The sequence below is a fragment of the Streptomyces coerulescens genome, from assembly GCF_042657965.1.
Classification (GTDB): Bacteria; Actinomycetota; Actinomycetes; order Streptomycetales; family Streptomycetaceae; genus Streptomyces; species Streptomyces coerulescens.
Genome location: NZ_JBHSKM010000011.1, coordinates 118,445 through 141,949 on the forward strand (window position 1 = coordinate 118,445; position 23,505 = coordinate 141,949).

Sequence of the window (23,505 nt, forward strand, 5' to 3'; positions counted from 1 at the left end):
CCGCACATGGTTCGCGCCGCCGTCCTGCCCGCCATCGGTGCCCCGCTGGAGGTCACCGACATCGAACTGCCGGACCCCGGCCCCGGCCGGGTCCGCGTCCGCCTGGCCGCCGCAGGCGTCTGCCACTCCGACCTGTCCCTGTCCGACGGCACCATGCGCGTGCCCGTCCCCGCGGTCCTCGGCCACGAGGGCGCCGGCACGGTGGTGTCCGTGGGGGAGGGGGTCACGGCGTTCCGGCCCGGTGACGGAGTCGTCCTCAACTGGGCGCCCTCGTGCGGCAGTTGCCATGCCTGCGGGCTCGGCGAGGTCTGGCTGTGCGCCAACGCGCTGAACGGCGCCGCCGACGTCTACGCCCGCACCGCCTCGGGCACCGAACTGCACCCCGGCCTGAACGTCGCCGCCTTCGCCGAGGAGACGGTCGTCTCCGCCGACTGCCTCCTGCCGCTCCCGGACGGCGTCCCGCTCACCGACGCCGCCCTGCTGGGCTGCGCGGTCCTCACCGGCTACGGCGCCGTGCACCACTCGGCGCGGGTGCGGGAGGGCGAGACGGTCGCCGTGTTCGGTGTCGGCGGCGTCGGCCTGGCCGCCCTCCAGTCCGCGCGGATCGCGGGCGCCGGGAAGATCGTCGCCGTCGACGTCTCCCCGGAGAAGGAGGAGCTGGCCCGGGCGGCGGGAGCCACCGACTATGTGATCGCCTCCGAGAACACGGCTCGCGAGATCCGCGGCCTCACCGGCAAACAGGGCGTGGACGTGGCCGTGGAGTGCGTGGGCCGCGCCACGACGATCCGTACGGCCTGGGACTCCACCCGGCGCGGCGGCCGCACCACGGTCGTCGGCATCGGCGGCAAGGACCAGCAGGTCACCTTCAACGCCCTGGAGATCTTCCACTGGGGCCGCACCCTCTCCGGCTGCGTCTACGGCAATTCGGACCCGGCCCGGGACCTGCCGGTACTGGCCGAGCACGTGCGCGCGGGCCGGCTGGACCTGGGCGCTCTGGTCACGGAACGGATCGCGCTGGAGGGGATTCCGGCGGCGTTCGAGAACATGATCGCGGGCAAGGGCGGCCGCGCCCTGGTGGTGTTCTGAGCCTCTGAGGCCGCCCGGGGCCTTCGGGTGCCCCGGGCAACCTTCCCGCACAACCATTGACCACATACCGTCCGGTCAGTACGTTCGCCGCCAACGTCCCCACCGCACCCATCGGAGTGTGCACGCATGGACATGGCCCCCTCCGCTCACCCAGCCACCACGACCGCCCTCCCCACGGTCAACCGCCGCCGCGTGGCCACAGCGGCGGCCCTCGCCTCGGCCGTCGAGTGGTACGACTACTTCGTCTTCGGCATCGCCGCCGCCCTCGTCCTCGGCGATCTGTACTTCCCGGCAGGCAGCCCCACTGCCGGAGTACTCGCCGCCTTCGCCACCTTCGCCGTCGGCTTCCTCGCCCGCCCCATCGGCGGCATCGTCGCGGGCCAGCTCGGCGACAAGCGTGGCCGCAAGCCCATGCTGGTCCTCGCGCTCACCCTCATGGGCATCGCCACCACCGGCATCGGACTGCTCCCCACGTACGAGACGATCGGCGTCGCCGCCCCGATCCTGCTGGTCCTCCTGCGCATCGCCCAGGGCGTCGCGGTCGGCGCCCAGTGGGGCGGCGCGATGCTGATGGCCACCGAGTACGCCCCCGAGGGCAAGCGCGGCGTCTACGGCAGCGTCGTCCAACTCGGCGTCCCCATCGGCGTGGTGAGCGCCAACACCGTCTTCCTGCTGGCCGGAGCCTTCACCAGCGACGCGCAGTTCGCCGCGTGGGGCTGGCGGGTGCCGTTCCTGATCGGCCTGTTCGTGCTCGCCCTCGCCTGGTACATCCACACCCGAGTCGAGGAGACCCCCGAGTTCCGGGAGGCCGAGCGGGCGCTGGCCGAGAAGGAGAAGACGGAGCAGAGCAGCCCGCTCCGCACGATTCTCAAGGACCACCTGGGCACGGTCCTTCTCGCCGGCGGCTCCTTCGCCGTCAACACCGCGACCTTCTACATCCTGATCACCGGCGTCCTCGACTACACGACCCGGGAACTCGACATGGACAAGAGCGCGGTCCTCACCGTCTCGCTCTGTGTCAGCCTCACCCAGCTGGTGCTGATCCCGGCCGCCGCCGCGCTCTCCGACAAGGTCGGCCGCATCCGTGTCTACGCGATCGGGGCGGCGGGCATAGCCCTGTGGGCAGTTCCGCTGTTCTTGCTGATCGACACCGGTTCACTGCTGTGGCTGGCGGTCGGCAGCTTCGTCGCGAGCTGCTTCCTGAGCATCATGTACGGCCCCCAGGCGGCCCTGTTCGCCGAGCTGTTCACGCCCGAGATGCGCTACACCGGCGCCTCGCTCGGCTACCAGATCGCGGCCGTGCTCGGCGGCGGGCTCGCGCCGTTCGTCATGGTGTTGCTGCTGGAGGCCTCGGGCACTTCGATGGCGGTGTCCGCGTACATCATCGGCCTCGCCGTGATCGCCCTGCTGTCCATCAAGGTGCTCGCCGCCAAGGCGGGTTCACGCTGACTCGCGGGTCTGCTCGGGTCGCGGCACGCTCGCCACGACCCGGGCGGACCGGGCCCTGGACCGTGACACGGCCACGCCCGCCAGACACAGCACCCCGCCCGCCAGCGTGAGCAGCCCCGGCACCTCGCCGAGCGCCAGCCACGACATCAGCACGACCAGCGCGGGCACCGCGTAGGTGGTCGCGCCCATACGGCTGGCGGTCGTACGGGCCAGGGCGTACGCCCATGTCGTGAAGGCGAGGGCCAGCGAGAAGACGCCCAGATAGACCAGGTTGAGCGTCGCGGACAGCGAGGCGTGCGCCGCGTCGTCGACGAGCCGGCCGGCGAAGGGCAGGCAGAGCACCGCGCCGACCAGACACCCGTACGTCGTCACCTGGAGCGCGCTCGCATGGGTGAGCGCCGGTTTCTGTGCCACCGCGCCGCCCGCGTAACCGATCGCGGCGAGCAGGCACAGCACCACCCCGAGCACCGAGGATCCGCCCTCGCCGGACATCGAAAGACCGACGGTCACCGCCCCGGCGAACGACACCGCCATGCCCGCGAGCAGCCGCGGCGGCATCGGATCGCCGAGCAGCCGGGCACCCAGCAGTGCGATGAGGATCGGCCCGGTGTTCACGACGAGAGCCGCCGTACCGGCGTCCACCTGTTGCTCGCCCCAGTTCAGGACGACGCTGTAGAACCCGAACCACAACAGCCCGGATATCGCGATCCCGGGCCATGCGGCGCGCGCCGGCACTCCCTCCCGCCGAACGAGACAGATACCACCGAGCACCACGGCCCCGACCAGCAACCGCCCCAACGCGAGCGCCCCGGGCGAGTACTCGGCCCCCGCACTACGGATGGACACAAAGGCCGAAGCCCACATCACAACGGTGACGCCGGCCGCACCGGCGGCGAGCACATCGGGACGGCGAGCAGGGGAGAGGTTCATCATGCTCCAGAGGCTAGAAAGGAAGGACACGAGAGACCGGCGGATTTCGGACGAGACGTGATCGCAGGGAAGTGCCAGGCCGTTGGGCACGAACCCAGGGGACCCCGCCAGGCCAACGCCCACGGCACCCACCAGAGGCGCGGGGAACTGCGCGACAAGCTCCCACGGACCCGCACCCGACACCCCGCACAGGGCGCGCCGGGCTCCGCGAGAGCAACGCTCACGGCGTCCAGCCAGGGGCGCGGGGAACTGCGCGACCAGCTCCCACGGACCCGCACCCGACACCCCGCACAGGGCGCGCCGGGCTCCGCGAGAGCAACGCTCACGGCACCCAGCCAGGGGCGCGGGGAACTGCGCGACCAGCTCCCACGGACCCGCACCCGACACCCCGCACAAGGCGCGCCGGGCTCCGCGAGAGCAACGCTCACGGCACCCAGCCAGGGGCGCGGGGAACTGCGCGACCAGCTCCCACGGACCCGCACCCGACACCCCGCACAGGGCGCGCCGGGCTCCGCGAGAGCAACGCTCACGGCACCCAGCCAGGGGCGCGGGGAACTGCGCGACCAGCCCTCACGGACCCGCACCCGACACCCCGCACAGGGCGCGCCGGGCTCCGCGAGAGCAACGCTCACGGCACCCAGCCAGGGGCGCGGGGAACTGCGCGACCAGCCCCCACCGGCCCGCACCCGGCACCCCCCGGCAACACCCCCGGCCCCACCCCCCTCACCGCAACGCCCCCGCCTCGATCCCCAACAGTTCCCACAGCACCCGCTCCCCCGACGGAGTCACCTTCACGGCCCGCTCCGACCCGATCCGCACGCACCACCGCGCCTCCAGCGCATGTCGGCACAGCGCCGCGCCCGCGACGCCGGCCAGATGCGGCCGACGCTCGGTCCAGTCGAGGCACCCCCGCGCCAGCGGCCGCCGGCCCGCGCGGTCCAGCGCGATGCCGGCCGAGTCGAACCACTCGATCCCCGAGTCCGTCAGCGCGAACCCCGTGTCCTGCCGCAACAGCCCCCGCGAGGTCAGCGCGTCGGTGACCGCGATCCCGAGCCGCCCGGCCAGATGGTCGTAGCAGGTGCGCCCCCGCGCCATGGCCGACCCTGCGCTGGACTCCCGTAGATTCCGGGGCCGACGGACCGCCCCGGGAGACACCTGCGCGGCCAGCTCCTCCACCAGCTGCGCGACCCGCGCGTCGGCCAGCCGGACGTACCGGTGCCGCCCCTGCCGCTCCTCGGCGAGCAGCCCGCCCGCGACGAGCTTGCTCAGGTGCTCGCTCAGCGTCGACGCCGCGACCCCGGCATACCGCGCCAGCTCACCCGCGGTCCACGCCCGCCCGTCGAGCAGCGCCAGCAGACAGGCCGCCCGGGTCTCGTCGGCGATGAGCGCGGCGAGCCGGGCCAGCTGTGGTGCCTGGGGGTCCCTGGTCATGGCTCCCAGCATGGGGCACGGACACTTCGGTGGCCGCCGAAGCGTCTACGCGCTGCGCCCGACCTGCTCGTACTGCCGCGCCAGCCCGTCCAGCAGCGCCGTCAGCCCGGTCTCGAAGGCCCGCTCGTCGATCTTCTCCTGCTGCTCGGCGAGGAGGTGGGCCTGCCCGAGGTGCGGATAGTCGGCGGGGTCGTACGCGCTCGCGTCGTCCACGAACCCCCCGGCGAACGAGCCGAGCGCCGAGCCCATGATGAAGTACCGCATCAGCGCGCCGATGGACGTGGCCTGCGCCGCCGGCCAGCCCGCCGCCACCATCGCGCCGTAGACGGCGTCGGCGAGCCGCAGCGCGGCCGGGCGGCGGCCGGGGCCGCGGGCCAGGACGGGCACGATGTTGGGGTGGTCGCGCAGGGCCGCCCGGTAGGAGACGGCCCAGTCGTGCAGCGCGGTCCGCCAGTCCCGGCCGTCTTCGAACATCGACAGGTCGACCTGCGCGCTCACCGAGTCGGCGACCGCCTCCAGGATCTCGTCCTTCGTGCGGAAGTGGTTGTACAGGGACGGCCCGCTCACCCCCAGCTCGGCGGCGAGGCGGCGCGTGGAGACGGCCGACAGGCCCTCCGCGTCCACGAGTTGGCGAGCCGTCTCGACGATCCGGTCATAGCTGAGGAGGGGCTTGCGCGGTCGGGCCATGGCGCACATAGTAGGGCTGCCCAACAGAAACTAGCAGTGCTAATTTAAATGTACGGCTTTCAAGCGCACGGCTTTCAATGGGGTGACTCTGCATGAACCTGGAGCTCAGCGAGGAGCAGACCGCTGTCCGCCGACTCGCCCGGGACTTCGTGGACCGCGAGATCGCGCCGAACGTCGTCGAGTGGGACCGGGCGGAGGAAGTGGACCGTGCCCTCGTCAAGAAGCTCGGCGAGGTCGGCTTCCTGGGCCTGACGATCGACGAGGAGTACGGCGGCTCGGGCGGCGACCATCTCGCGTACTGCCTGGTCACGGAGGAACTGGGACGCGGCGACTCCTCGGTGCGCGGAATCGTGTCGGTCTCCCTCGGCCTGGTCGCCAAGACGATCGCGGCCCGGGGGAGCGAGGAGCAGCGGCGCCGCTGGCTGCCGGGGCTCACCGCGGGCGAGCTGGTCGGCTGCTTCGGCCTCACCGAGCCGGGCACCGGCTCCGACGCCGGGAACCTGTCCACGCGGGCGGTGCGCGACGGCGGGGACTACGTCGTCAACGGCACCAAGATGTTCATCACGAACGGCACCTGGGCCGATGTCGTCCTGCTCTTCGCCCGGTCCACCGACGCGCCGGGCCACAAGGGCGTCTCCGCCTTCCTGGTCCCCACCGACACGCCCGGCCTGACCCGCCGCACCATCCACGGCAAGCTCGGCCTGCGCGGCCAGGCCACCGCCGAGCTGGTGCTGGAGGACGTACGCGTCCCCGCGTCGGCCATGCTGGGGGAGGAGGGCAAGGGCTTCTCGGTCGCGATGGCGGCCCTGGCCAAGGGGCGGATGTCGGTCGCCGCGGGCTGTGTCGGCCTGGCCCGGGCCGCGCTGGACGCGGCCGTCCGCTACGCGGGCGAGCGCGAGCAGTTCGGCAAGTCCATCGCCCACCACCAGCTGGTGCAGGAGCTGATCAGCGACATCGCCGTCGACGTGGACGCGGCACGGCTGCTGACCTGGCGGGTCGCCGACCTGATCGACCGCGGGCAGCCCTTCGCCGTGGAGTCCTCCAAGGCCAAGCTCTTCGCCTCGGAGGCGGCCGTGCGCGCCGCCAACAATGCCCTCCAGGTCTTCGGCGGCTACGGCTACATCGACGAGTACCCGGCGGGCAAGCTGCTGCGGGACGCCCGCGTGATGACCCTCTACGAAGGCACCAGCCAGATCCAGAAGCTGCTCATCGGGCGGGCCCTCACGGGCGTTTCGGCGTTCTGAGTATCTCCGCCCGCCTTCTGAGTACTTCGGCGGATGTGGCGGCGGCCACATCCGCCGACCCTTGTCCCCATGAGTGACGCATCCGGCAAGCAGCAGAACACCGCCGCCTTCTACGGCCAGGCGGTCGCCTCCTTCGCGGTCGCCATGGCCGCGACCGCCATCGGCATCTTCAAACTGAGCGCCGACGCCTGGGTGCGCGGCTTCCTCGCGATCGCCGTCCTGTATCTCGTGACCTCCGCCTTCACGCTCGCCAAGGTGATCCGGGACCGGCAGGAGGCCGACCGGCCCGCGTACCACCCCTTCGAGAAGCTCTGAGAACCCCGGCGGCCCGAACGGGCCGTGCTAAGCGCTCGCTCACCCTGGGCGGTATGGTGGTCCCTCTGTCAGCGAGAGGGGCGAGTGAGCGATGAGTACGGCGGAGGAGACGGCCGGCGGCGAGACGTCGGCGTGGGCCGAGGTCACGCCCGACGCGGCCCGGCGGCTGCTGATCGCCGCCGTGGAGGCCTTCGCCGAACGCGGCTACCACGCCACCACGACCCGGGACATCGCGGGCCGCGCCGGTATGAGCCCGGCCGCGCTCTACATCCACTACAAGACCAAGGAAGAGCTGCTCCACCGCATCAGCAGGATCGGCCACGAGAAGGCCCTGGACATCCTGCGGACCGCGGCCCGGCGCGAGGGCACCCCCGCCGAGCGGCTCTCCGACGCCGTGAGCTCCTTCGTCCGCTGGCACGCCGGGGGGCGCACCACCGCGCGGGTCGTGCAGTACGAACTCGACTCGCTGGGTCCGGACGCCCGCGCCGAGATCCTCGCGCTGCGCCGGCAGTGCGACGCCGAGGTGCGCGCGATCATCGAGGACGGGGTGGCGGCCGGCGACTTCGACGTCCTGGACGTCAAGGGCACGACCCTCGCCGTGCTGTCGCTGTGCATCGACGTGGCCCGCTGGTTCAACGTCGAGGGCCCCTGGACGCCGGACGAGGTCGGCGCGCTGTACGCCGACCTCGTGCTGCGGATGGTGGGGGCGAAGTAGGGGTTCGGCTCTTCGGCTACAGGTAGTAGCGCGAGACGGACTCGGCGACGCAGACCGGCTTGTCCCCGCCCTCGCGCTCCACGGTGAAGGCGACGGACACCTGCACGCCGCCCGTCACATCCTCGATGCCGGTGATCGTCGCGGTGGCCCGCAGCCGCGAGCCCACGGGCACCGGGGCGGGGAAACGCACCTTGTTGGTCCCGTAGTTGACGCCCATCTTCACGCCCTCGACCTTGATGAGCTGGGGGCCGAAGAGCGGGAGCAGCGACAGGGTGAGGTAGCCGTGGGCGATGGTGGTCCCGAAGGGGCCGGTGGCCGCCTTCTCCGGGTCGATGTGGATCCACTGGTGGTCACCGGTGGCCTCCGCGAACAGGTCGATCCGCTTCTGGTCGACCTCCAGCCAGTCCGTGTACCCCAGTTGCTCGCCCACCGCCGACCTCAGGTCGTCGACGGAGGTGAAGATCCTCGGCTCTGCCATGTCCCGGCCTCCCGCGTCACGTATGCCTAGTGAGTGATACCTGTGCCTATGTCTAAGCAACTGCTTAGCATGCTAGGTGCCGGGGGCTCTGTCAACGGATCGGGGCGGTGACGTGGGTAGGTAGGTTTGAGGGGTGCCCCAGATCCCCGAGAAGATTCACGAGCTCACGGTCGGCCAGCTCTCCGCCCGCAGTGGCGCCGCCGTCTCCGCCCTGCACTTCTACGAGTCGAAGGGCTTGATCAGCAGTCGGCGCACCTCCGGCAACCAGCGCCGCTACACCCGTGACACGCTGCGCCGGGTCGCCTTCGTGCGGGCCGCGCAGCGCGTCGGCATCCCCCTGGCCACGATCCGGGACGCCCTCGCCGAACTCCCCGAGGAACGCACCCCCACCCACGAGGACTGGGCCCGTCTGTCGCAGGCGTGGCGCTCCGAGCTGGACGAGCGGATCAAGCAACTCAACCGCCTCCGCGACCACTTGACGGACTGCATCGGCTGCGGGTGTCTCTCCCTCGACAGCTGCGTCCTGTCCAATCCGGACGACGCCTTCGGCGAGCGGATGGCGGGGTCGCGACTGATGGTGGAGCGCGGGGGAGGGCGTCGGCGGTGACGGTTCGGTCGGTCGGTTCGGTCGCCTGTGAACTCGACGCCTCGGGGCGGAGGGCGGGCGCGCGTCGGGTGTGGCTGGTCGCGCCCACGCGGCGGAGCCCGCATATCGACACAGCCCCGCGCCTCTGAGGGCGTTGCAGCGCCGTAGGCAGTCCGGCTGCCCGCGGTCTGCGGGCAGCCGTCGGCTCCGCTCACTCGTACTCGGTGCCGCCCTTGCGCGTCAGGTAGGCCGGGCTGACGGCCTTCGCGATCGCCCGGCCGCCGGTCACCGCGCTGTACCGCTCGACCGCCGGACGTATCACCACACCCTCCCGCAGATGCAGGTGGCGCCCGGACACGGTCTCGCCCCCGCTCGCGACCTCCAGCACCCGCCCGATGTCGAAGGGCCCCTCGAACAGCCGTGGCACCAGGGGCAGTTCCCCGTCCAGGACCTGCGCCGCGTCCAGCCAGCGCACGCTTCCGTCGATCTCCGCGGACACGTCGAACGCCGCGTAACCCAGGGTCTCGCGCCGACCGTCGGCGCCGTACGTCAGGTCCTGCACGCCGGCCCCGAAGACCTCGCCGAAGATGCCGACCCGCCGGGCGCCGAGCCGTTCGGCCAGCCGGGCCGCCGCCTCGGCGACGCCGTGACCGCGCACCGCCCGCCAGTACAGGTTCCGCGCCTCCTCGCGCAGCGCCAGCGACTTCGCACCGAAGCCCTTGGAGGAGACGTACACCCGCTCCTCGTCGGCGACATACGTCAGCAGACACGCCGACCCGTGCAGCTTCTCGGTCAGCACCACCGGCTCACCGGGCGTGAAGATGTCCGGATACCGCTGGATGTTCTCGATGTCGACCCACGGCAGCAGATCCGGCGCCGACTCCACATCGCCCGACATCGTCGGCGGGATCGGCGGCACCCACTTGGTGATCCCGAGCAGCTCGGCGAAGTCGGTCCCCTCGGCCGCCGCCCGCGTCAGATCCACCTCGCCCAGTGCCTTGGGCCGGCACACGATCCCCTGCGACAGCTCACCGCGCAGCCGCACCGCCTTGACCCGGTCGGCCCCGCTGCCCGCCAGCCGCCCGGTCAGCCCCAGCTCCTCGATCAGGCCGGCCGGCAGCACCGCCTGCTCGGGGATGTACACGGCGGCCTCACCGGTGCGGTACGCGCCCTTGGCGACGACGGCCCGGTACAGGCCCACCTGGGCCAGCTCCAGCGCGTCGGCGTTGGGATGTTCATGGACGGTCAGCACTTCGGCGGTGACACGCAGTGTCGACATGAGGGGGCTCCTTCAGGTGCTCGGGTTGCGTTTCATCGCCCCCAACTGTCCGTACGGGAAAGGGATGGAGCGACCCGTTTAGCCCCTGCTATCGTCGCGGTCCCTCGGCCCGGCACTCGGGCTTCCGGCCGTACTGGATCAGCCCTTCGGTCACCAACCGGGCGTTGGACAGGGCCCGTTCCCCGTCCGGCAGTGTGAGGGTGTCCTCCAGGCCGATACGGGTCGCCAGCCCCAGCCGTCCCGCCAGCCGCAGCACGGGCCAGGCACCCGCGTCCTCGCCGTGCAGGAGCACCGGGCGGCCGAACGCCGGGCCCAGGTCGGCCAGCAGCGCCCGCGCGGTCGCCTCGGCCGTCCGCGCCGATGGGTCCGTCACCTCCGCCAGCACCCGCAGCACCCGCGGCCCCAGCGGTGAGGCGGCGAACCGGGCCGCCCCGTCCGTCCCGGACCAGATGCCCGCCTCCACGCCCACGCCCCGCTCCATCAGCGCCGCCGCGACGTCCTCGGCGCCCTCCTCGTGCCAGTTGACCGAGGCGTGGTCCGGCAACACCGTCCAGCTGCGGACACGGTCCAGCCGCGCCACGGGATCCGGCTCCGCCCACGCGCCCGTCGTCACCCCGACCGGCACCGGCACCCGGGCCCGTATCGCCTGCAGGGTCGGCGCGAGCACCCGCGGTGACAGGCTGTCCTGTCCGCAGGGGGTCTTGGGGTGGACGTGGATGTCCGTGGCCCCGGCTGCGACGGCCTCGGCCGCGGAGTCCGCCAGCGCCTCGGGCGAGAGCGGCACCACGGCGCCGCCGTCCGCTCCGCGCTGCCCGTTGAGACACACCTGGATCATGCGTCGATGGTGCCAGTCACCACTGACAGCTGTCGCTGCCCGGCAACCGTCGTCGCTGCCCCGGCAAAGGGGGGTGCGGCATCCCCGGCGCACCCCCGTCGTACTAGGCGGACACCAGCAGCCGCCGTCCGCGCCTGGCCGCGGCCAGCGCCTCGGGCGTGAGCACCGGACGCGGCACCACGATCCCGCAGTCCGTGCAGACCGGGCCCGACGAGGGTTCATGGGCCAGGTCGTACTTCCAGATCAGCCGCCCCCCGCTGCATGCCGGGCACTCCGCGCCCGGGTCGCGCTCCAGCGCGGCGATCAGTCGGCGCAGCACCTCGGCCAGGGGTTCCTGCGGGTGGACCCGGGGGTCGTCGCACCAGGCGACTCCGAAACCACCCCAGGTCAGCCGGTGCCAGTCGTCCACGCTGCCCGGCCTGCGCAGTCCGTCGTGCTTTTCCTTCTTGCGCCGCTCGGCGAACTCGACCTCGTAGGCCAGCCAGACCGAACGCGCCTCCTCCAGCTCCTCCAACGCGGCCACGAGCCGCGCCGGGTCGGGGGAGCGGTCCTCGGGACCGAATCCCGCCCGGGAGCACAAGTGGTCCCAGGTCGCCCTGTGCCCGTAAGGAGCGAACCGCTCCAGGCACTTACGCAGCGAGTAGCGCCGCAGCGCGAGATCGCACCGCGGATCGCGCACCTGTCTCGCCAGACTCCGGAAACCGGCCATCGCCCTGCACCTCCGTCACATCTGCACCTGTACTTCGGTCACTTCGGCGTTGCCGCACGGCCTTCGCACGGCGTTGACGAATAGACGTATCGACAAGCGATTCGGCTCCATCCGATTTCCGATGACCTCCAAAGCGATCCCTCGTGACTCAAAAACTGACGCATGTTCATCTTCAATCCCGGGGATACCGCCGGTAACACTTCTCGGCCCACCCTCGTCGGTAGGAGCTGCCATGCCACGGCGTACCCCACGCACCGCGCCAAACAGACTGAGAACTCCCGGCGGATCCCCCGGGTTCCTGAAGGCGGCATCCGTATGCGCGCTGATTGCCGGTCTTTTGTCACCTCTTTCCCCGGCGGCCGCCGCGTCCCCGGCCGCGGCGGCCGAGGCCACCGCCGCGAACGACCACTGCGGGAACCAGTGCTCCGACATCCTGCCGCCGGGCCAGAACGGCAACGCCACCCTCGCCCAGATCCTGCTCAACCAGGCCTTCGGCACCCAGCCGGAACACGCGGAGGACCAGCTGGGACCGTACGCCAACCTGGCCAAGGGCTACTCCGGCCTCACCAACGCGACGATTCTCAACTTCTTCAACGACGCCTCGTTCGGCGTCCCGTCCGACCAAGTCGCCTCCACCGTCAGTCCCGCAGGGCGCAGCGATGTGACGATCGTCCGTGACAAGAAGACGGGTGTGCCGCACATCACCGGTACCACCAGATACGGCACGGAGTTCGGGGCCGGCTATGCCGCGGCCCAGGACCGGCTGTGGCTGATGGACGTATTCCGCCACGTCGGACGTGGCCAACTGACCACCTTCGCGGGCGGCGCGCCCTCCAACCAGGGCCTTGAGCAGCAGTTCTGGCGCAACGCGCCGTATACCGAGGCCGAGCTCCAGGCGCAGATCGACAGCGCCGTGGCCTCCAACGGCGAACGCGGCCGGCTGGCCCTGGCCGACGCCAAGGCCTACCTCGACGGCATCAACGCCTACATCGACGCCTCCGACAGCGGCCGTTACTTCCCCGGCGAGTACGTCCTGACCGGCCACAAGGACTCCGTCACCAACGCCGGCACGATCGAGCACTTCAAGCAGACCGACCTGGTCGCGCTGGGCTCGGTGATCGGCGCCCTGTTCGGCTCCGGAGGCGGCGGCGAGGTCAACAACGCGATCTCCCTGCTGGCCGCCCAGGAGAAGTACGGCGTGGCCGAGGGCACCGAGCTGTGGGAGTCGTTCCGCGAGCGCAACGACCCCGAGGCCGTCGTCACCGTCCACGACAAGAGCTTCCCGTACGCCACCAAGCCCGCCGACCCGCAGGGCGGGGCCCTGCCCGACGCCGGTTCGGTGAGCGAGGAGCAGCTCGTGTACGACCGCACGGGCAGCGCGTCCGGCGCGGCGGCGTCCACCGCCTCGACCACGGCCGCCCGCACGGCCATGACCTCGGCGAAGCGGGGCATGTCCAACGCCCTCGTGGTCGGCGGCGAGCACACCGCGAGCGGCCACCCGGTCGCCGTCTTCGGACCGCAGACCGGCTACTTCGCACCCCAGCTGCTGCTCCTCCAGGAGATCCAGGGCCCCGGCATCAGCGCCCGCGGCGCCTCCTTCGCCGGCTTGAGCATGTACGTCGAGCTCGGCCGCGGCCAGGACTACTCGTGGAGCGCCACCACCTCCGGCCAGGACATCATCGACACCTACGCCGTCGAGCTGTGCCAGGACGACTACCACTACCTCTACCGAGGCACCTGCACGGCGATGGAGAAGATCGAGCAGAAGAACGCCTGGAAGCCCACGACCGCCGACAGCACCCCCGCGGGCTCCTACACGATGCGGGTCTGGCGCACGAAGTACGGTCCCGTCACCCACCGCGCGACCGTCGGCGGCAAGAAGGTCGCCTACACCACCCTGCGCTCCTCCTATATGCACGAGGCCGACTCCATCATCGGCTTCCAGATGCTGAACGACCCCGACTACGTCAAGGGCCCCGAGGACTTCCAGAGGGCGGCGCAGCACATCACCTACACCTTCAACTGGTTCTACGCCGACTCCGAGCACACGGCCTACTACAACAGCGGCAACAACCCGGTGCGTGCCACCGGGGTCGACGCGGAGTTCCCGGTCTGGGCGCGGCAGCCGTACGAATGGCGCGGCTGGGACCCGGCGACGAACACGGCGACCTACACCCCGCCGTCCGAGCACCCCAACTCCATCGACCAGGACTACTACATCTCCTGGAACAACAAGCAGGCCAAGGACTACACGACCGCGCCCTGGGGCGACGGCTCGGTGCACCGCGGCAATCTGCTGGAGAGCCGGGTGAAGAAGCTGGTCGACGCGGGCGGCGTGACCCGCGCCTCCCTGGTGAAGGCGATGGCCGACGCGGGCCTCGCCGACCTGCGCGCCGAGGACGTCCTGCCGGATGTGCTCAAGGTGGTCGGCAGCTCCCCGGTGACCGACACCACGGCAGCGGCGGCCGTGACCAAGCTCCGGACGTGGCTGTCGGCCGGCGGCAAGCGCACCGAGACGTCCGCCGGGTCGAAGAAGTACGCGGACGCCGACGCGATCCGCATCCTGGACGCGTGGTGGCCGCTGCTGGTGAAGGCCGAGTTCGAACCGGGCCTCGGCAGCGAGCTGTACGCCGCGATGACCGCGAGCCTGCCCATCGACGAGTCCCCGTCGGCCGGGCACGGCCCGACCGGCTCGCACGCCGGAAGCTCCTTCCAGTACGGCTGGTGGAGCTATGTCGACAAGGACATCCGGGCCGTGCTCGGCGAGTCCGTACAGGGCCCGCTCGACCGGAAGTACTGCGGCGGGGGCAGCCTCGCCGCCTGCCGGGACATCCTGATCAGCACCCTGAAGGAGGCCGCCGGCAAGACCGCGGCCCAGGTCTACCCCGGTGACGACCAGTGCGCGGCGGGCGACCAGTGGTGCGCCGACTCCATCGTCCAGCGGACCCTGGGCGGCATCAAGCACGGCAAGATCAGCTGGCAGAACCGGCCGACGTATCAGCAGGTCGTGGAGTTCACGTCACACAGGTGACCTGAGCGGCAGGCGGCGGGGTCAGCGGATGCGCCCCGCCGCCAGCACCAGCTGCGCCAGCTCGCGGTGCACGATGTCGCTGTGCGCCCCAGCGGGCGGCCCGCCCCGCTTGACCACCCCCGCCGCGTCGACGTTCACGCAGCCCGACGCCGGCAGCTTCGCCTTCAGCGCGTCCGCCAGCTTGTACGACTTCGTCCCCGGCACCGCCTGCACCCCGTCGTGCCCCATCGCACCCCACTTGGCGCCCAGCATCCGGCCGACGTCCGGCGCCGCGATACCGCGCGCGTCCCCGGCCATGCGGGAGGCCAGCGGGTACATCGTGGACAGGGCCGAGTCGTGCCGTGAGTAGCAGCAGACCAGCGGTCCGTCGATGCGGTTGTGCTGGCCCTCCAGCACCCCGCCCGCCCGGGTGTCGTGCGGCAGCCGGGACGCGAACGCGTAGTGCGAGAAGGCGCCTTGGAGCAGGGTCACGGACTTCACCGTGCGCACACCCTTCGGCAGTCCGCGCAGCGCGAACGACACCAGCCGCGCGCCGAAGCTGTGCCCGACGAGATGCACCCGCACCTCGGGGGAGCCCGCGGCCAGCTGCCCCACGACCCGGCCGAGCCCGCGCTCGCCCACCGTTCCCGCACGCCGCTTCATCGCGTAGTACGTCGCCTGCCGCAGCAGCTCGTGAGCGCCCTCCCACGGGTTCGGAAACGAGAAGGACGCCGCACCTTCCGGCGTGCCGTCCGGCGCTTCGAGATGGGTCAGCGCCTGCGCGAAGTCCTCGCACACGGCCGCCGTGGGGCCGGCGAAGAGGTCCGGCGAGTCCTGCGGCACCCCCTCGCACAGCGTGTCCGCGGCGAACAGCGCCTGCGGCCCCGGCGGCACGACGTCCACCAGCAGCCGCACCAGCCGCCCGAACTCATCCAACTCGGCCTCCTCGCGCGGCTGCTGGTCCAGCAGCCGCGCGATCTGGTCGATCACGGTGGCCCGCCCCGGGAACGTCTCCAGGAGCGCGTGCCGCGTGTCCTTGTCGAGCACCGGCCGGCGCGGCATCTCGGCCGCCACGGCCCGCGGGAAGTCCGGGATCGGCTCGTCGGAGAACCGCATCGACGGCCAGACCACGCCCACGTACCCGACCCTCGCCTCCGGCACGAGGCGCGGGATCGGGGCGAAGAAGCCGTCGTAGAGCCGGGTCGCGCCGGAGCGGTCGCTGTTCCAGCCGTGCGCGAAGACGATCAGATCACGGACGTCGTGCCGAGCCACCCCGGCCAGCAGCCGGTCCCGCCGTCCGGCGTCCGGGTCCCCGTCCGCGTCGAAGGTCAGCTCCCAGTAAGGAGTCACGCCCACTGCCGGTTTCGCCATGACAGGCCCCCTTGCCCCCGTGACGGTGCGCTACGGGCGCATCGTCCTGCCGGCGGGCGGGAATGGCCATACGTCGTCACTCATCCGTGGGCCGTTCATGTGTACAGCAGATACTCCCGGCGGGTCCGGCGGAACGCCGACAGTTCCCGCTGCCAGTCCGCGACCACCTCGTCGGCGCTCGTGCCCGCGTCGATCAGCGTGCGGACCCGGTTGTTCCCGGTGAGCTTGTCGATCCAGTTGTCCGAGCGCCAGGCGAACCCGCTCCACACCTTCTTGGCGGTCACCAGCAGGGCGACTCCGGTGCGGACGGGGTCGTAGGCGGCGCGGTCGTGGACATGGATCTGTACGCCGCCGACGGTCTTGCCCTGGAACTTCGAGAACGTCGGCGCGAAGTACGCCTCCCTGAAGTGCACGCCGGGCAGGCGCAGTTCGTTGGCCGCTGCCGCCCAGCGCCGGTCGATGCCCTCCGCGCCGAGCAGTTCGAAGGGGCGGGTGGTGCCGCGCCCCTCGGAGAGGTTGGTGCCCTCGAAGAGACAGGTGCCCGAGTACACCAGGGCGGTGTCCGGGGTGGGCATGTTCGGGCTCGGCGGCACCCAGGGCAGCCCCCAGGCGTCGTAGAACGCGGACCGCTTCCAGCCCGTCATCGGTACGGTCTCCAGGGGCACCGGGGTGGTGAGGAACTCCCCGTTGAACAGCCTGGCCAGTTCGGCGACCGTCATGCCGTGCGCCTGCGAGATGGGCCTGCGCCCGACGAAGGTCGAGAACTCCATGTGCAGGACGGGGCCCTGGGCGGAACGGCCGGTCACGGGGTTCGGCCGGTCCAGTACGACGAAGCGCTTGCCGGCGAGCTGGGCCGCCTCCATGCAGTCGTAGAGGGTCCAGATGTAGGTGTAGAAGCGGGCGCCCGCGTCCTGGATGTCGAAGAGGACCGTGTCGACGCCGGAGGCGGTGAAGATGTCGGCCAGCGGCCGGCCGCTCTTGAGGTACGTGTCGTAGACGGGGAGCCCGGTCGCCGGGTCGTCGTAGCGGCCCTCCGAGCCCCCTGCCTGGGCGGTGCCGCGGAAACCGTGCTCGGGGCCGAAGACGGCCTTCAGATTCACCCTTTTGTCGGCGTGCATGACGTCTACGATGTGCCGGACGTCCCTGGTCACGCCGGTCGGGTTGGTGACGATCCCGACCTTCTGGCCGTCCAGGACGGAGTAGCCGTCGGCTGCGAGGCGCTCGAAGCCGGTGCGCAGGTTGCCGGTGCGTTCGGCTGCCGCCGCTGCCGAAGGTAGGGATGCTGCTGCCGTTGTCGCTGCGAGGAGAGCTCGTCTGGATAGGCGCATGGGGGGCACGGTATTGCTCCCGCAGGTTGTGGGGAAGGTGCCGGTGGTTCGTGGCTCGTCGCGCCCACGCGGCGGAGCCGCACATCGATACGGCCCCGCGCCCCTGCGGGGTGGCAGTCGGCCTTCCATCGGACATACCGACCGGTTAGTCTGGCCGTCGAAGGTGAGCCGCAGTCGAAGGAGACCAATGGTGGAAGCCGTGCAGGATGCCGGAGTGGTCGTCACCGGAGCGGGGGGTGGCATCGGGGCCGCGCTCGCCCGTCGGTTCGCCGCCGCGGGCGCCCGGGTCGTCGTCAACGACCTGGACGCCGCCAAGGCCGCTGCCGTCGCCGACGAGATCGGCGGGATCGCTGTCCCCGGCGACGCCTCCGCGGTCGTCGCCGACGCACGGGACGCGCTCGGCGGTGTCGTCGATGTCTACTGCGCCAACGCCGGGGTCGCCTTCGGCGGGCCGGATCTCGACGACCTCGGCGACGACAAGGCGTGGTCGCTGTCCTGGGACGTCAATGTCATGGCTCATGTCCGGGCCGCGCACGCCCTCCTTCCCGAGTGGCTGGAGCGCGGCAGCGGACGCTTCGTCTCCACCGTCTCCGCCGCCGGGCTGCTCACCATGATCGGCGCCGCGCCCTACGCCGTCACCAAGCACGGGGCGTACGCCTTCGCCGAGTACCTGTCGCTGACGTACCGGCACCGCGGGATCAAGGTCCACGCGATCTGCCCGCAGGGCGTCCGCACCGACATGCTCGCCGCCACCGGCACCGCCGGTGACCTGGTGCTCAAGCCCACCGCCATCGCGCCGGAGGACGTCGCGGACGCCCTGTTCAAGGGCATGGAGGAGGACCGCTTCCTGATCCTGCCGCACCCCGAGGTCGCCGGGTTCTACGAGGCGCGCGCCGGTGATCCCGACCGCTGGCTGGCCGGCATGAACCACCTCCAGCAGAAGTGGGAGGAGACCCGGTGACCGGCTCCCGATACGCGGCCAAGCCCTGGCTCTCGCTGCTCAGCGACACCCAGCGCGCCTCGATAACGCCGGACGACTCCCTCGTGCACGCCCTGCGCCGCGTCGCCGCCGAGAGCCCCGACCGGCCCTTCCTCGCCTACTTCGACGGCCGTCTGACCTACGGCGAGGTCGACGAGCTCAGCGACTCCGTGGCCGGGCACCTCGCCGAGCGCGGCCTGGAGCGCGGCGACCGGGTGGCGGTCCTGCTGCAGAACTCCCCGCACTTCGTGCTCGCCGTGCTGGGCGCCTGGAAGGCGGGGGCGGTCGTCGTGCCCGTCAACCCGATGTACAAGTCGGGGGAGGTCACCCACGTCCTGAGGGACGGCGACGTGGCCGCGCTGATCTGCTCCGACCGGGCCTGGGAGTCGTATCTGCGCGAGACGGCCGCCGGCTCGCCCGTACGGATCGTGCTCACCGGGTGCGAGCTGGACTTCCAGACCCGCGGCGACGCGCGCGTGCTCACCTTCGAACGGCTCCCGCAGGCCGCCGACGCCGACGACCTCGCGGCGGTCGCGCGCGGCGGGCACAAGGCGCCGCAGGGCCGCGACCCCGGCCCCTCCGACATCGCGCTGATCAGCTACACCTCGGGCACCAGCGGCACGCCCAAGGGCGCCACCAACACCCACGGCAACATCATGTACAACGCCGAGCGGCAGCGCACCGGCCTCGCGCTGCCCGAGGCGCCCGTCTACTTCGCGATGGCGCCGCTGTTCCACATCACCGGGATGGTCGCCCAGTTCGCCGCCTGCCTCAACAGCGCCGGGCTGCTGGTGCTGGCGTACCGCTTCGAGGCGGGCGTCGTGCTCGACGCGTTCGCCGAGCACGGGCCGCACTACACCGTCGGCCCCTCGACCGCCTTCATGGCGCTGGCCGCCCACCCGGACGTCCGCCGCGAGCACTTCGCGTCCTTCGTCAACATCTCCTCCGGCGGCGCCCCGCTGCCGCCCGCCCTGGTGGAGAAGTTCCGGGCCGGCTTCGGGCCGTACATCCGCAACGGCTACGGCCTCACCGAGTGCACCGCCCCCTGCGCCGCCGTACCGCCCGGCCTGGAGGCCCCCGTCGACCCGGCCTCCGGGACGCTCGCCGTGGGCGTGCCGGGGCCCGAGACGGTCGTACGGATCGTCGACGACCAGGGCGAGGAGGTGCCGTTCGGCGAGCAGGGCGAGATCGTCGTCCGGGGACCGCAGGTCGTCCCCGGCTACTGGCGCCGCCCCGACGCCACCGCCGAGACCTTCCCCGACGGCGAACTGCGCACCGGCGACATCGGTTTCATGGACGCCGAGGGCTGGCTGTACGTCGTCGACCGCAAGAAGGACATGATCAACGCGTCCGGCTTCAAGGTCTGGCCGCGCGAGGTCGAGGACGTGCTCTACACGCACCCGGCGGTGCGCGAGGCGGCCGTCGTCGGCGTGCCCGACGGGTACCGCGGAGAGACCGTCAAGGCGTACATCAGCCTCCGTCCGGGTGCCGAAGCGGACCCCGACGCACTCGCGGCGTACTGCCGGGAGAGACTGGCCGCCTACAAGTACCCGCGGCAGGTGGAGGTCCTGCCCGACTTGCCGAAGACGGCGAGTGGGAAGATCCTCCGTCGGGAACTCCGTTCCCGCGCGAACAACGGCTAGACAGCGCACGGCACGAAGGCAAGCGGAACACCTCGGAAGGGCAGGTGGCGGCACAGTGGCCAGGACGACGGACGGAGACGGTACGCCCGTCCCGCAGCGGCTGCTCGCCGCCGCCACCCGGCTCTTCGCGGAGCAGGGCTACGACCGCACCTCGGTGCAGGAGATCGTGGAGGCGGCAGGCGTCACCAAGGGCGCGCTGTACCACTACTTCGGCTCCAAGGACGACCTCCTGCACGAGGTGTACGCGCGCGTGCTGCGCGTCCAGCAGGAGCGGCTCGACGCGTTCGCGGACGCCGACGAGCCCATCGAGAAGCGGCTTCGGGGCGCCGCGGCGGACGTCGTGGTGACGACCATCGAGAACCTCGACGACGCGATGATCTTCTTCCGCTCGATGCACCACCTGAGCCCGGAGAAGAACAAACAGGTGCGCGCCGAGCGCCGGCGCTACCACGAACGCTTCCGTGCGCTCATCGAAGAGGGCCAGCAGACGGGCGTCTTCTCCACGGCCACCCCGGCCGACCTGGTGGTCGACTACCACTTCGGCTCCGTGCACCACCTGTCGACCTGGTACCGCCCCGACGGCCCGATGAGCCCCCAGCAGCTCGCCGACCACCTGGCCGACCTGCTGCTGAGGGCTCTGCGGCCCTAGCTGACCGGGACTTCAGCTCACAGGTACTTCTTCAACTCCCGGCGCGCCAGCGACCGCTGGTGCACCTCGTCCGGCCCGTCCGCGATCATCAGCGTGCGCGCCCCGGCGTACAGCTCGGCCAGCGGGAAGTCCTGGCTGACGCCGCCCGCGCCGTGCAGCTGGATCGCACGGTCGAGGATGTCGACGACCGCGCGCGGGGTGGCGATCTTGATGGCCTGGATCTCGGTGTGGGCACCCTTGTTGCCGACGGTGTCCATCAGCCAGGCGGTCTTGAGGACCAGCAGCCGCAGCTGCTCCACGGTCACCCGCGCGTCGGCGATCCAGTTGTGCACCACACCCTGCTGGGCCAGCGCCTTGCCGAAGGCCGTGCGGGAGGCGGCCCGGCGGCACATCAGCTCGATCGCCCGCTCGGCCATGCCGATCAGCCGCATGCAGTGGTGGATCCGGCCGGGGCCGAGCCGGGCCTGGGCGATGGCGAAGCCGCCGCCCTCCTCGCCGATGAGGTTGGACACCGGCACGCGCGCGTGGTCGAAGATCACCTCGGCGTGGCCGCCGTGGGAGTGGTCCTCGTAGCCGAAGACCTGCATGGCGCGCTTGATCGTGACGCCCGGGGTGTCGCGGGGGACCAGGACCATGGACTGCTGACGGCGGATGTCCGCGCCGTCCGGGTCCGTCTTGCCCATCACGATGAGGATCTTGCAGTCCGGGTTCATCGCCCCGGAGATGTACCACTTGCGGCCGGTGATGACGTACTCGTCGCCGTCCCGCTGTATGTGCGTGGTGATGTTGGTGGCGTCCGAGGAGGCCACGTCCGGCTCGGTCATCGCGAACGCCGAGCGGATCTCACCCGCCAGCAGCGGCTCCAGCCACTGCTTCTTCTGCTGCTCGTCGCCGAACTGGGACAGCACCTCCATGTTCCCGGTGTCGGGCGCCGCGCAGTTCGTGGCCGTCGGTGCCAGGTGCGGGGAACGGCCGGTGATCTCGGCGAGCGGGGCGTACTGGAGGTTGGTGAGACCGGCGCCGTACTCGGTGTCGGGCAGAAAGAGGTTCCACAGACCCTGCCTGCGGGCCTCGGCCTTGAGCTCCTCCACCACGGCCGGGGTGTCCCACGGGGACGCCAGCGCCGCCCGCTGCTCCTCCGCGACCGCCTCGGCCGGGTAGACGTGCTCGTCCATGAAGGCCAGCAGTTTGGCGCGCAGTTCCTCGGTGCGTGCGTCGAACGCGAAGTCCATGTCCGTCAGCCCTCCTGGATGCCTTCTTGAAGAGTGGTCAGGCCGTGCTCGATGAAGACCGGGACCAGGTCGCCGATGCGGTCGAAACCGCGGCCGACCGTCTGGCCCAGCGTGTAGCGGTAGTGGATGCCCTCCAGGATCACGGCGAGCTTGAACCAGGCGAACGCCGTGTACCAGGAGACCGCGGAGACATCGCGCCCGGAGCGTTCGGCGTACCGCTGGATGAGTTCGGAGGGTGCGGGGTGCCCGGGTGCCTCGGCGGTCGTGGAGACCGGGGACTGCGCCATGCCCAGCGGCATGCTGTACATCACCAGCAGGCCCAGGTCGGTCAGCGGGTCGCCGAGCGTCGACATCTCCCAGTCGAGGATCGCCTTGATCCGGTCGTCCTCGCCGATCAGGACGTTGTCGAGGCGGTAGTCGCCGTGGATCACGGTCGCGGCGGGGGATGTGGGCAGCTGTCGGCCGAGCGTCGCGTGCAGCTCGTCGATGCCGGCCAGCTCACGGTTGCGGGAGGCGTCCAGCTGCTTGCCCCAGCGGCGCAGCTGGCGGTCCAGGAAGCCCTCGGGCCGCCCGAAGTCCTCGAGGCCGACCGAAGCCGGGTCCACCGCGTGCAGCTCGACGAGGGTGTCCACCAGCGACAGCACCGCGCCCCGGGTGCGCTCCGGGCCGAGCGGGGCCAGCTGGTCGGCGGTGCGGTACGGGGTGCCTTCGACGAACTCCATCACGTAGAACGGAGCCCCGAGCACCTCCTCGTCCTCGCACAGCAGCACCGGCCGCGGCACCGGCACGTCCGTCGGGTACAGGGCGCTGATGACCCGGTGCTCACGCTTCATGTCGTGCGCCGTGGCGAGGACATGGCCGAGCGGAGGACGTCGTACGACCCAGTTCGAGGTGCCGTCGGAGACCGCGTAGGTGAGGTTCGACCGTCCACCCTCGATCAGCCGGCCGGTCAGCGGACCCTGCGCCAGACCGGGCAGCTCGCGCTCGAGCAGGCCGCGCAGCCGTTCGAGATCGAGTCCGGGCGGATGGTCGGGGCTCATACAGGGCTCCTCAAAGGCAGGTGAACGGGACCTGTCTCATGATGCCGACCAGTCGGTATGTAGTCCAGTGCGGGAGCCGAACGTGATCGGGGCCACGATAGGCCGACAGCTCCCCGCGCCGGGCGCCGGGGAGCTGTTCATGGGGCGTTTCTGGACTCGGCGATGCGCCTCCGAGCTCAGTGATCGTCCCAGTGGCCGTCGTGCGCGGCGTGCCGGTGGCCGTCGTGGAGGTAGTCGACGTGGTCGCCGTGCAGCACACTCTCGTGCCCGCAGTCGGCGCCGTGCTGATGGGCGTGGCCGTCGTGCGCGTGGTGTCCGTCCGCCTCGCACTCGTCCCAGTGCCCGGCGTGCTCGCGGTGCAGATGGCCGTCGTGCGCGTAGTCGGTGTGGTCGCCGTGCGGCACCGCGGTGTGTCCGCAGGCGGGGCCGTGGGCGTGGGTGTGGGAGCGGTGTTCCGTGTGGAGGGTGGTCATGGTGCTCACCTTCGGAGGAGCGGGTGATGACGTGCG

General features: G+C 71.4%; 22 protein-coding genes. 10 read left to right on the top strand and 12 right to left on the bottom strand.

The window, feature by feature from the left end; translation table 11 throughout:
* The first annotated feature begins 6 nt into the window (after positions 1 to 6).
* On the top strand, positions 7 to 1,086 hold the full coding sequence (locus ACFPQ9_RS18660) for a Zn-dependent alcohol dehydrogenase (RefSeq protein WP_380854165.1): 1,080 nt from the start codon (positions 7 to 9) through the stop codon (positions 1,084 to 1,086).
* Positions 1,087 to 1,212: 126 nt separating this feature from the next.
* Positions 1,213 to 2,535, top strand: coding sequence for an MFS transporter (locus tag ACFPQ9_RS18665; RefSeq protein WP_380854167.1), 1,323 nt, complete (start codon positions 1,213 to 1,215; stop codon positions 2,533 to 2,535).
* On the opposite strand, the gene ACFPQ9_RS18670 is transcribed toward ACFPQ9_RS18665, so the two are convergent.
* The 3 genes from ACFPQ9_RS18670 to ACFPQ9_RS18680 all read right to left on the bottom strand — a co-directional run bounded on the left by ACFPQ9_RS18670 (position 2,527) and on the right by ACFPQ9_RS18680 (position 5,583).
* Complete coding sequence (locus tag ACFPQ9_RS18670) at positions 2,527 to 3,465, bottom strand: DMT family transporter (protein ID WP_380854481.1); 939 nt, start codon at positions 3,463 to 3,465, stop codon at positions 2,527 to 2,529. The two genes, ACFPQ9_RS18665 and ACFPQ9_RS18670, sit on opposite strands and share 9 nt — an antisense overlap.
* Positions 3,466 to 4,188: 723 nt before the next feature.
* A complete protein-coding gene (locus ACFPQ9_RS18675) occupies positions 4,189 to 4,908 on the bottom strand; it encodes an ArsR/SmtB family transcription factor (protein ID WP_380854169.1) in 720 nt (239 codons plus the stop codon).
* Between the two features lie 33 nt (positions 4,909 to 4,941).
* Positions 4,942 to 5,583 (bottom strand): TetR/AcrR family transcriptional regulator, encoded by a 642-nt coding sequence (locus ACFPQ9_RS18680; RefSeq protein WP_380854171.1) that lies wholly within the window; start codon positions 5,581 to 5,583, stop codon positions 4,942 to 4,944.
* Between the two features lie 92 nt (positions 5,584 to 5,675).
* On the opposite strand from ACFPQ9_RS18680, the gene ACFPQ9_RS18685 reads away from it, so the two are divergent.
* The 3 genes from ACFPQ9_RS18685 (at position 5,676) to ACFPQ9_RS18695 (ending at position 7,857) form a co-directional block, all read left to right on the top strand.
* The gene (locus ACFPQ9_RS18685; RefSeq protein ID WP_380854173.1) at positions 5,676 to 6,827 is read left to right on the top strand and encodes an acyl-CoA dehydrogenase family protein; all 1,152 of its coding nucleotides are present in this window, start codon (positions 5,676 to 5,678) and stop codon (positions 6,825 to 6,827) included.
* A gap of 69 nt (positions 6,828 to 6,896) precedes the next feature.
* Positions 6,897 to 7,142: a YiaA/YiaB family inner membrane protein gene (locus ACFPQ9_RS18690; protein WP_380854175.1), complete on the top strand. Its 246-nt coding sequence runs from the start codon at positions 6,897 to 6,899 to the stop codon at positions 7,140 to 7,142.
* A gap of 91 nt (positions 7,143 to 7,233) precedes the next feature.
* Positions 7,234 to 7,857 (top strand): TetR/AcrR family transcriptional regulator, encoded by a 624-nt coding sequence (locus tag ACFPQ9_RS18695; RefSeq protein WP_380854177.1) that lies wholly within the window; start codon positions 7,234 to 7,236, stop codon positions 7,855 to 7,857.
* A 16-nt stretch (positions 7,858 to 7,873) separates the two neighbouring features.
* Here ACFPQ9_RS18695 and ACFPQ9_RS18700 read toward each other — a convergent pair whose 3' ends face one another.
* The gene (locus tag ACFPQ9_RS18700) at positions 7,874 to 8,335 is read right to left on the bottom strand and encodes a MaoC family dehydratase (RefSeq protein WP_380854179.1); all 462 of its coding nucleotides are present in this window, start codon (positions 8,333 to 8,335) and stop codon (positions 7,874 to 7,876) included.
* A 133-nt stretch (positions 8,336 to 8,468) separates the two neighbouring features.
* Between ACFPQ9_RS18700 and soxR the strand changes: the two genes are divergently transcribed.
* Complete coding sequence (gene soxR / locus ACFPQ9_RS18705) at positions 8,469 to 8,942, top strand: redox-sensitive transcriptional activator SoxR (RefSeq protein ID WP_380854181.1); 474 nt, start codon at positions 8,469 to 8,471, stop codon at positions 8,940 to 8,942.
* Positions 8,943 to 9,132: 190 nt separating this feature from the next.
* Here soxR and ACFPQ9_RS18710 read toward each other — a convergent pair whose 3' ends face one another.
* The 3 genes from ACFPQ9_RS18710 to ACFPQ9_RS18720 all read right to left on the bottom strand — a co-directional run bounded on the left by ACFPQ9_RS18710 (position 9,133) and on the right by ACFPQ9_RS18720 (position 11,744).
* Positions 9,133 to 10,200, bottom strand: coding sequence for an RNA ligase (ATP) (locus ACFPQ9_RS18710; protein WP_380854183.1), 1,068 nt, complete (start codon positions 10,198 to 10,200; stop codon positions 9,133 to 9,135).
* Positions 10,201 to 10,288: 88 nt separating this feature from the next.
* Positions 10,289 to 11,035: a 3-keto-5-aminohexanoate cleavage protein gene (locus ACFPQ9_RS18715; protein ID WP_380854185.1), complete on the bottom strand. Its 747-nt coding sequence runs from the start codon at positions 11,033 to 11,035 to the stop codon at positions 10,289 to 10,291.
* 103 nt (positions 11,036 to 11,138) lie between these two features.
* Positions 11,139 to 11,744 carry a hypothetical protein gene (locus ACFPQ9_RS18720; protein ID WP_380854186.1) on the bottom strand — a complete coding sequence of 202 codons (606 nt, stop codon included), beginning with the start codon at positions 11,742 to 11,744 and terminating at the stop codon, positions 11,139 to 11,141.
* 232 nt (positions 11,745 to 11,976) lie between these two features.
* Here ACFPQ9_RS18720 and ACFPQ9_RS18725 point away from each other — a divergent pair, with 232 nt between their 5' ends.
* Positions 11,977 to 14,775 carry a penicillin acylase family protein gene (locus tag ACFPQ9_RS18725; protein WP_380854187.1) on the top strand — a complete coding sequence of 933 codons (2,799 nt, stop codon included), beginning with the start codon at positions 11,977 to 11,979 and terminating at the stop codon, positions 14,773 to 14,775.
* Between the two features lie 21 nt (positions 14,776 to 14,796).
* On the opposite strand, the gene ACFPQ9_RS18730 is transcribed toward ACFPQ9_RS18725, so the two are convergent.
* Both ACFPQ9_RS18730 and ACFPQ9_RS18735 read right to left on the bottom strand, forming a co-directional pair.
* Positions 14,797 to 16,125, bottom strand: coding sequence for a serine-threonine protein kinase (locus tag ACFPQ9_RS18730; protein WP_380854189.1), 1,329 nt, complete (start codon positions 16,123 to 16,125; stop codon positions 14,797 to 14,799).
* 95 nt (positions 16,126 to 16,220) lie between these two features.
* Positions 16,221 to 17,453, bottom strand: a complete 1,233-nt coding sequence (locus ACFPQ9_RS18735) for an exo-beta-N-acetylmuramidase NamZ family protein (RefSeq protein ID WP_380854191.1) — start codon at positions 17,451 to 17,453, stop codon at positions 16,221 to 16,223.
* Between the two features lie 187 nt (positions 17,454 to 17,640).
* On the opposite strand from ACFPQ9_RS18735, the gene ACFPQ9_RS18740 reads away from it, so the two are divergent.
* From ACFPQ9_RS18740 to ACFPQ9_RS18750, 3 genes are read left to right on the top strand one after another with little or no spacing between them, the layout of a single operon-like run.
* A complete protein-coding gene (locus ACFPQ9_RS18740) occupies positions 17,641 to 18,414 on the top strand; it encodes an SDR family oxidoreductase (protein WP_380854193.1) in 774 nt (257 codons plus the stop codon).
* A complete protein-coding gene (locus ACFPQ9_RS18745) occupies positions 18,411 to 20,075 on the top strand; it encodes a class I adenylate-forming enzyme family protein (protein WP_380854195.1) in 1,665 nt (554 codons plus the stop codon). Before ACFPQ9_RS18740 ends, ACFPQ9_RS18745 begins: the two co-directional genes overlap by 4 nt.
* Before the next feature lie 55 nt (positions 20,076 to 20,130).
* A complete protein-coding gene (locus ACFPQ9_RS18750) occupies positions 20,131 to 20,724 on the top strand; it encodes a TetR/AcrR family transcriptional regulator (protein ID WP_380854197.1) in 594 nt (197 codons plus the stop codon).
* A 17-nt stretch (positions 20,725 to 20,741) separates the two neighbouring features.
* On the opposite strand, the gene ACFPQ9_RS18755 is transcribed toward ACFPQ9_RS18750, so the two are convergent.
* The 3 genes from ACFPQ9_RS18755 to ACFPQ9_RS18765 form a co-directional block, all read right to left on the bottom strand.
* Complete coding sequence (locus ACFPQ9_RS18755) at positions 20,742 to 21,956, bottom strand: acyl-CoA dehydrogenase (protein WP_380854199.1); 1,215 nt, start codon at positions 21,954 to 21,956, stop codon at positions 20,742 to 20,744.
* A 5-nt stretch (positions 21,957 to 21,961) separates the two neighbouring features.
* A complete protein-coding gene (locus tag ACFPQ9_RS18760; protein ID WP_380854201.1) occupies positions 21,962 to 22,996 on the bottom strand; it encodes a phosphotransferase family protein in 1,035 nt (344 codons plus the stop codon).
* A 176-nt stretch (positions 22,997 to 23,172) separates the two neighbouring features.
* Positions 23,173 to 23,469, bottom strand: coding sequence for a hypothetical protein (locus tag ACFPQ9_RS18765; RefSeq protein ID WP_380854203.1), 297 nt, complete (start codon positions 23,467 to 23,469; stop codon positions 23,173 to 23,175).
* Positions 23,470 to 23,505: the final 36 nt, after the last annotated feature.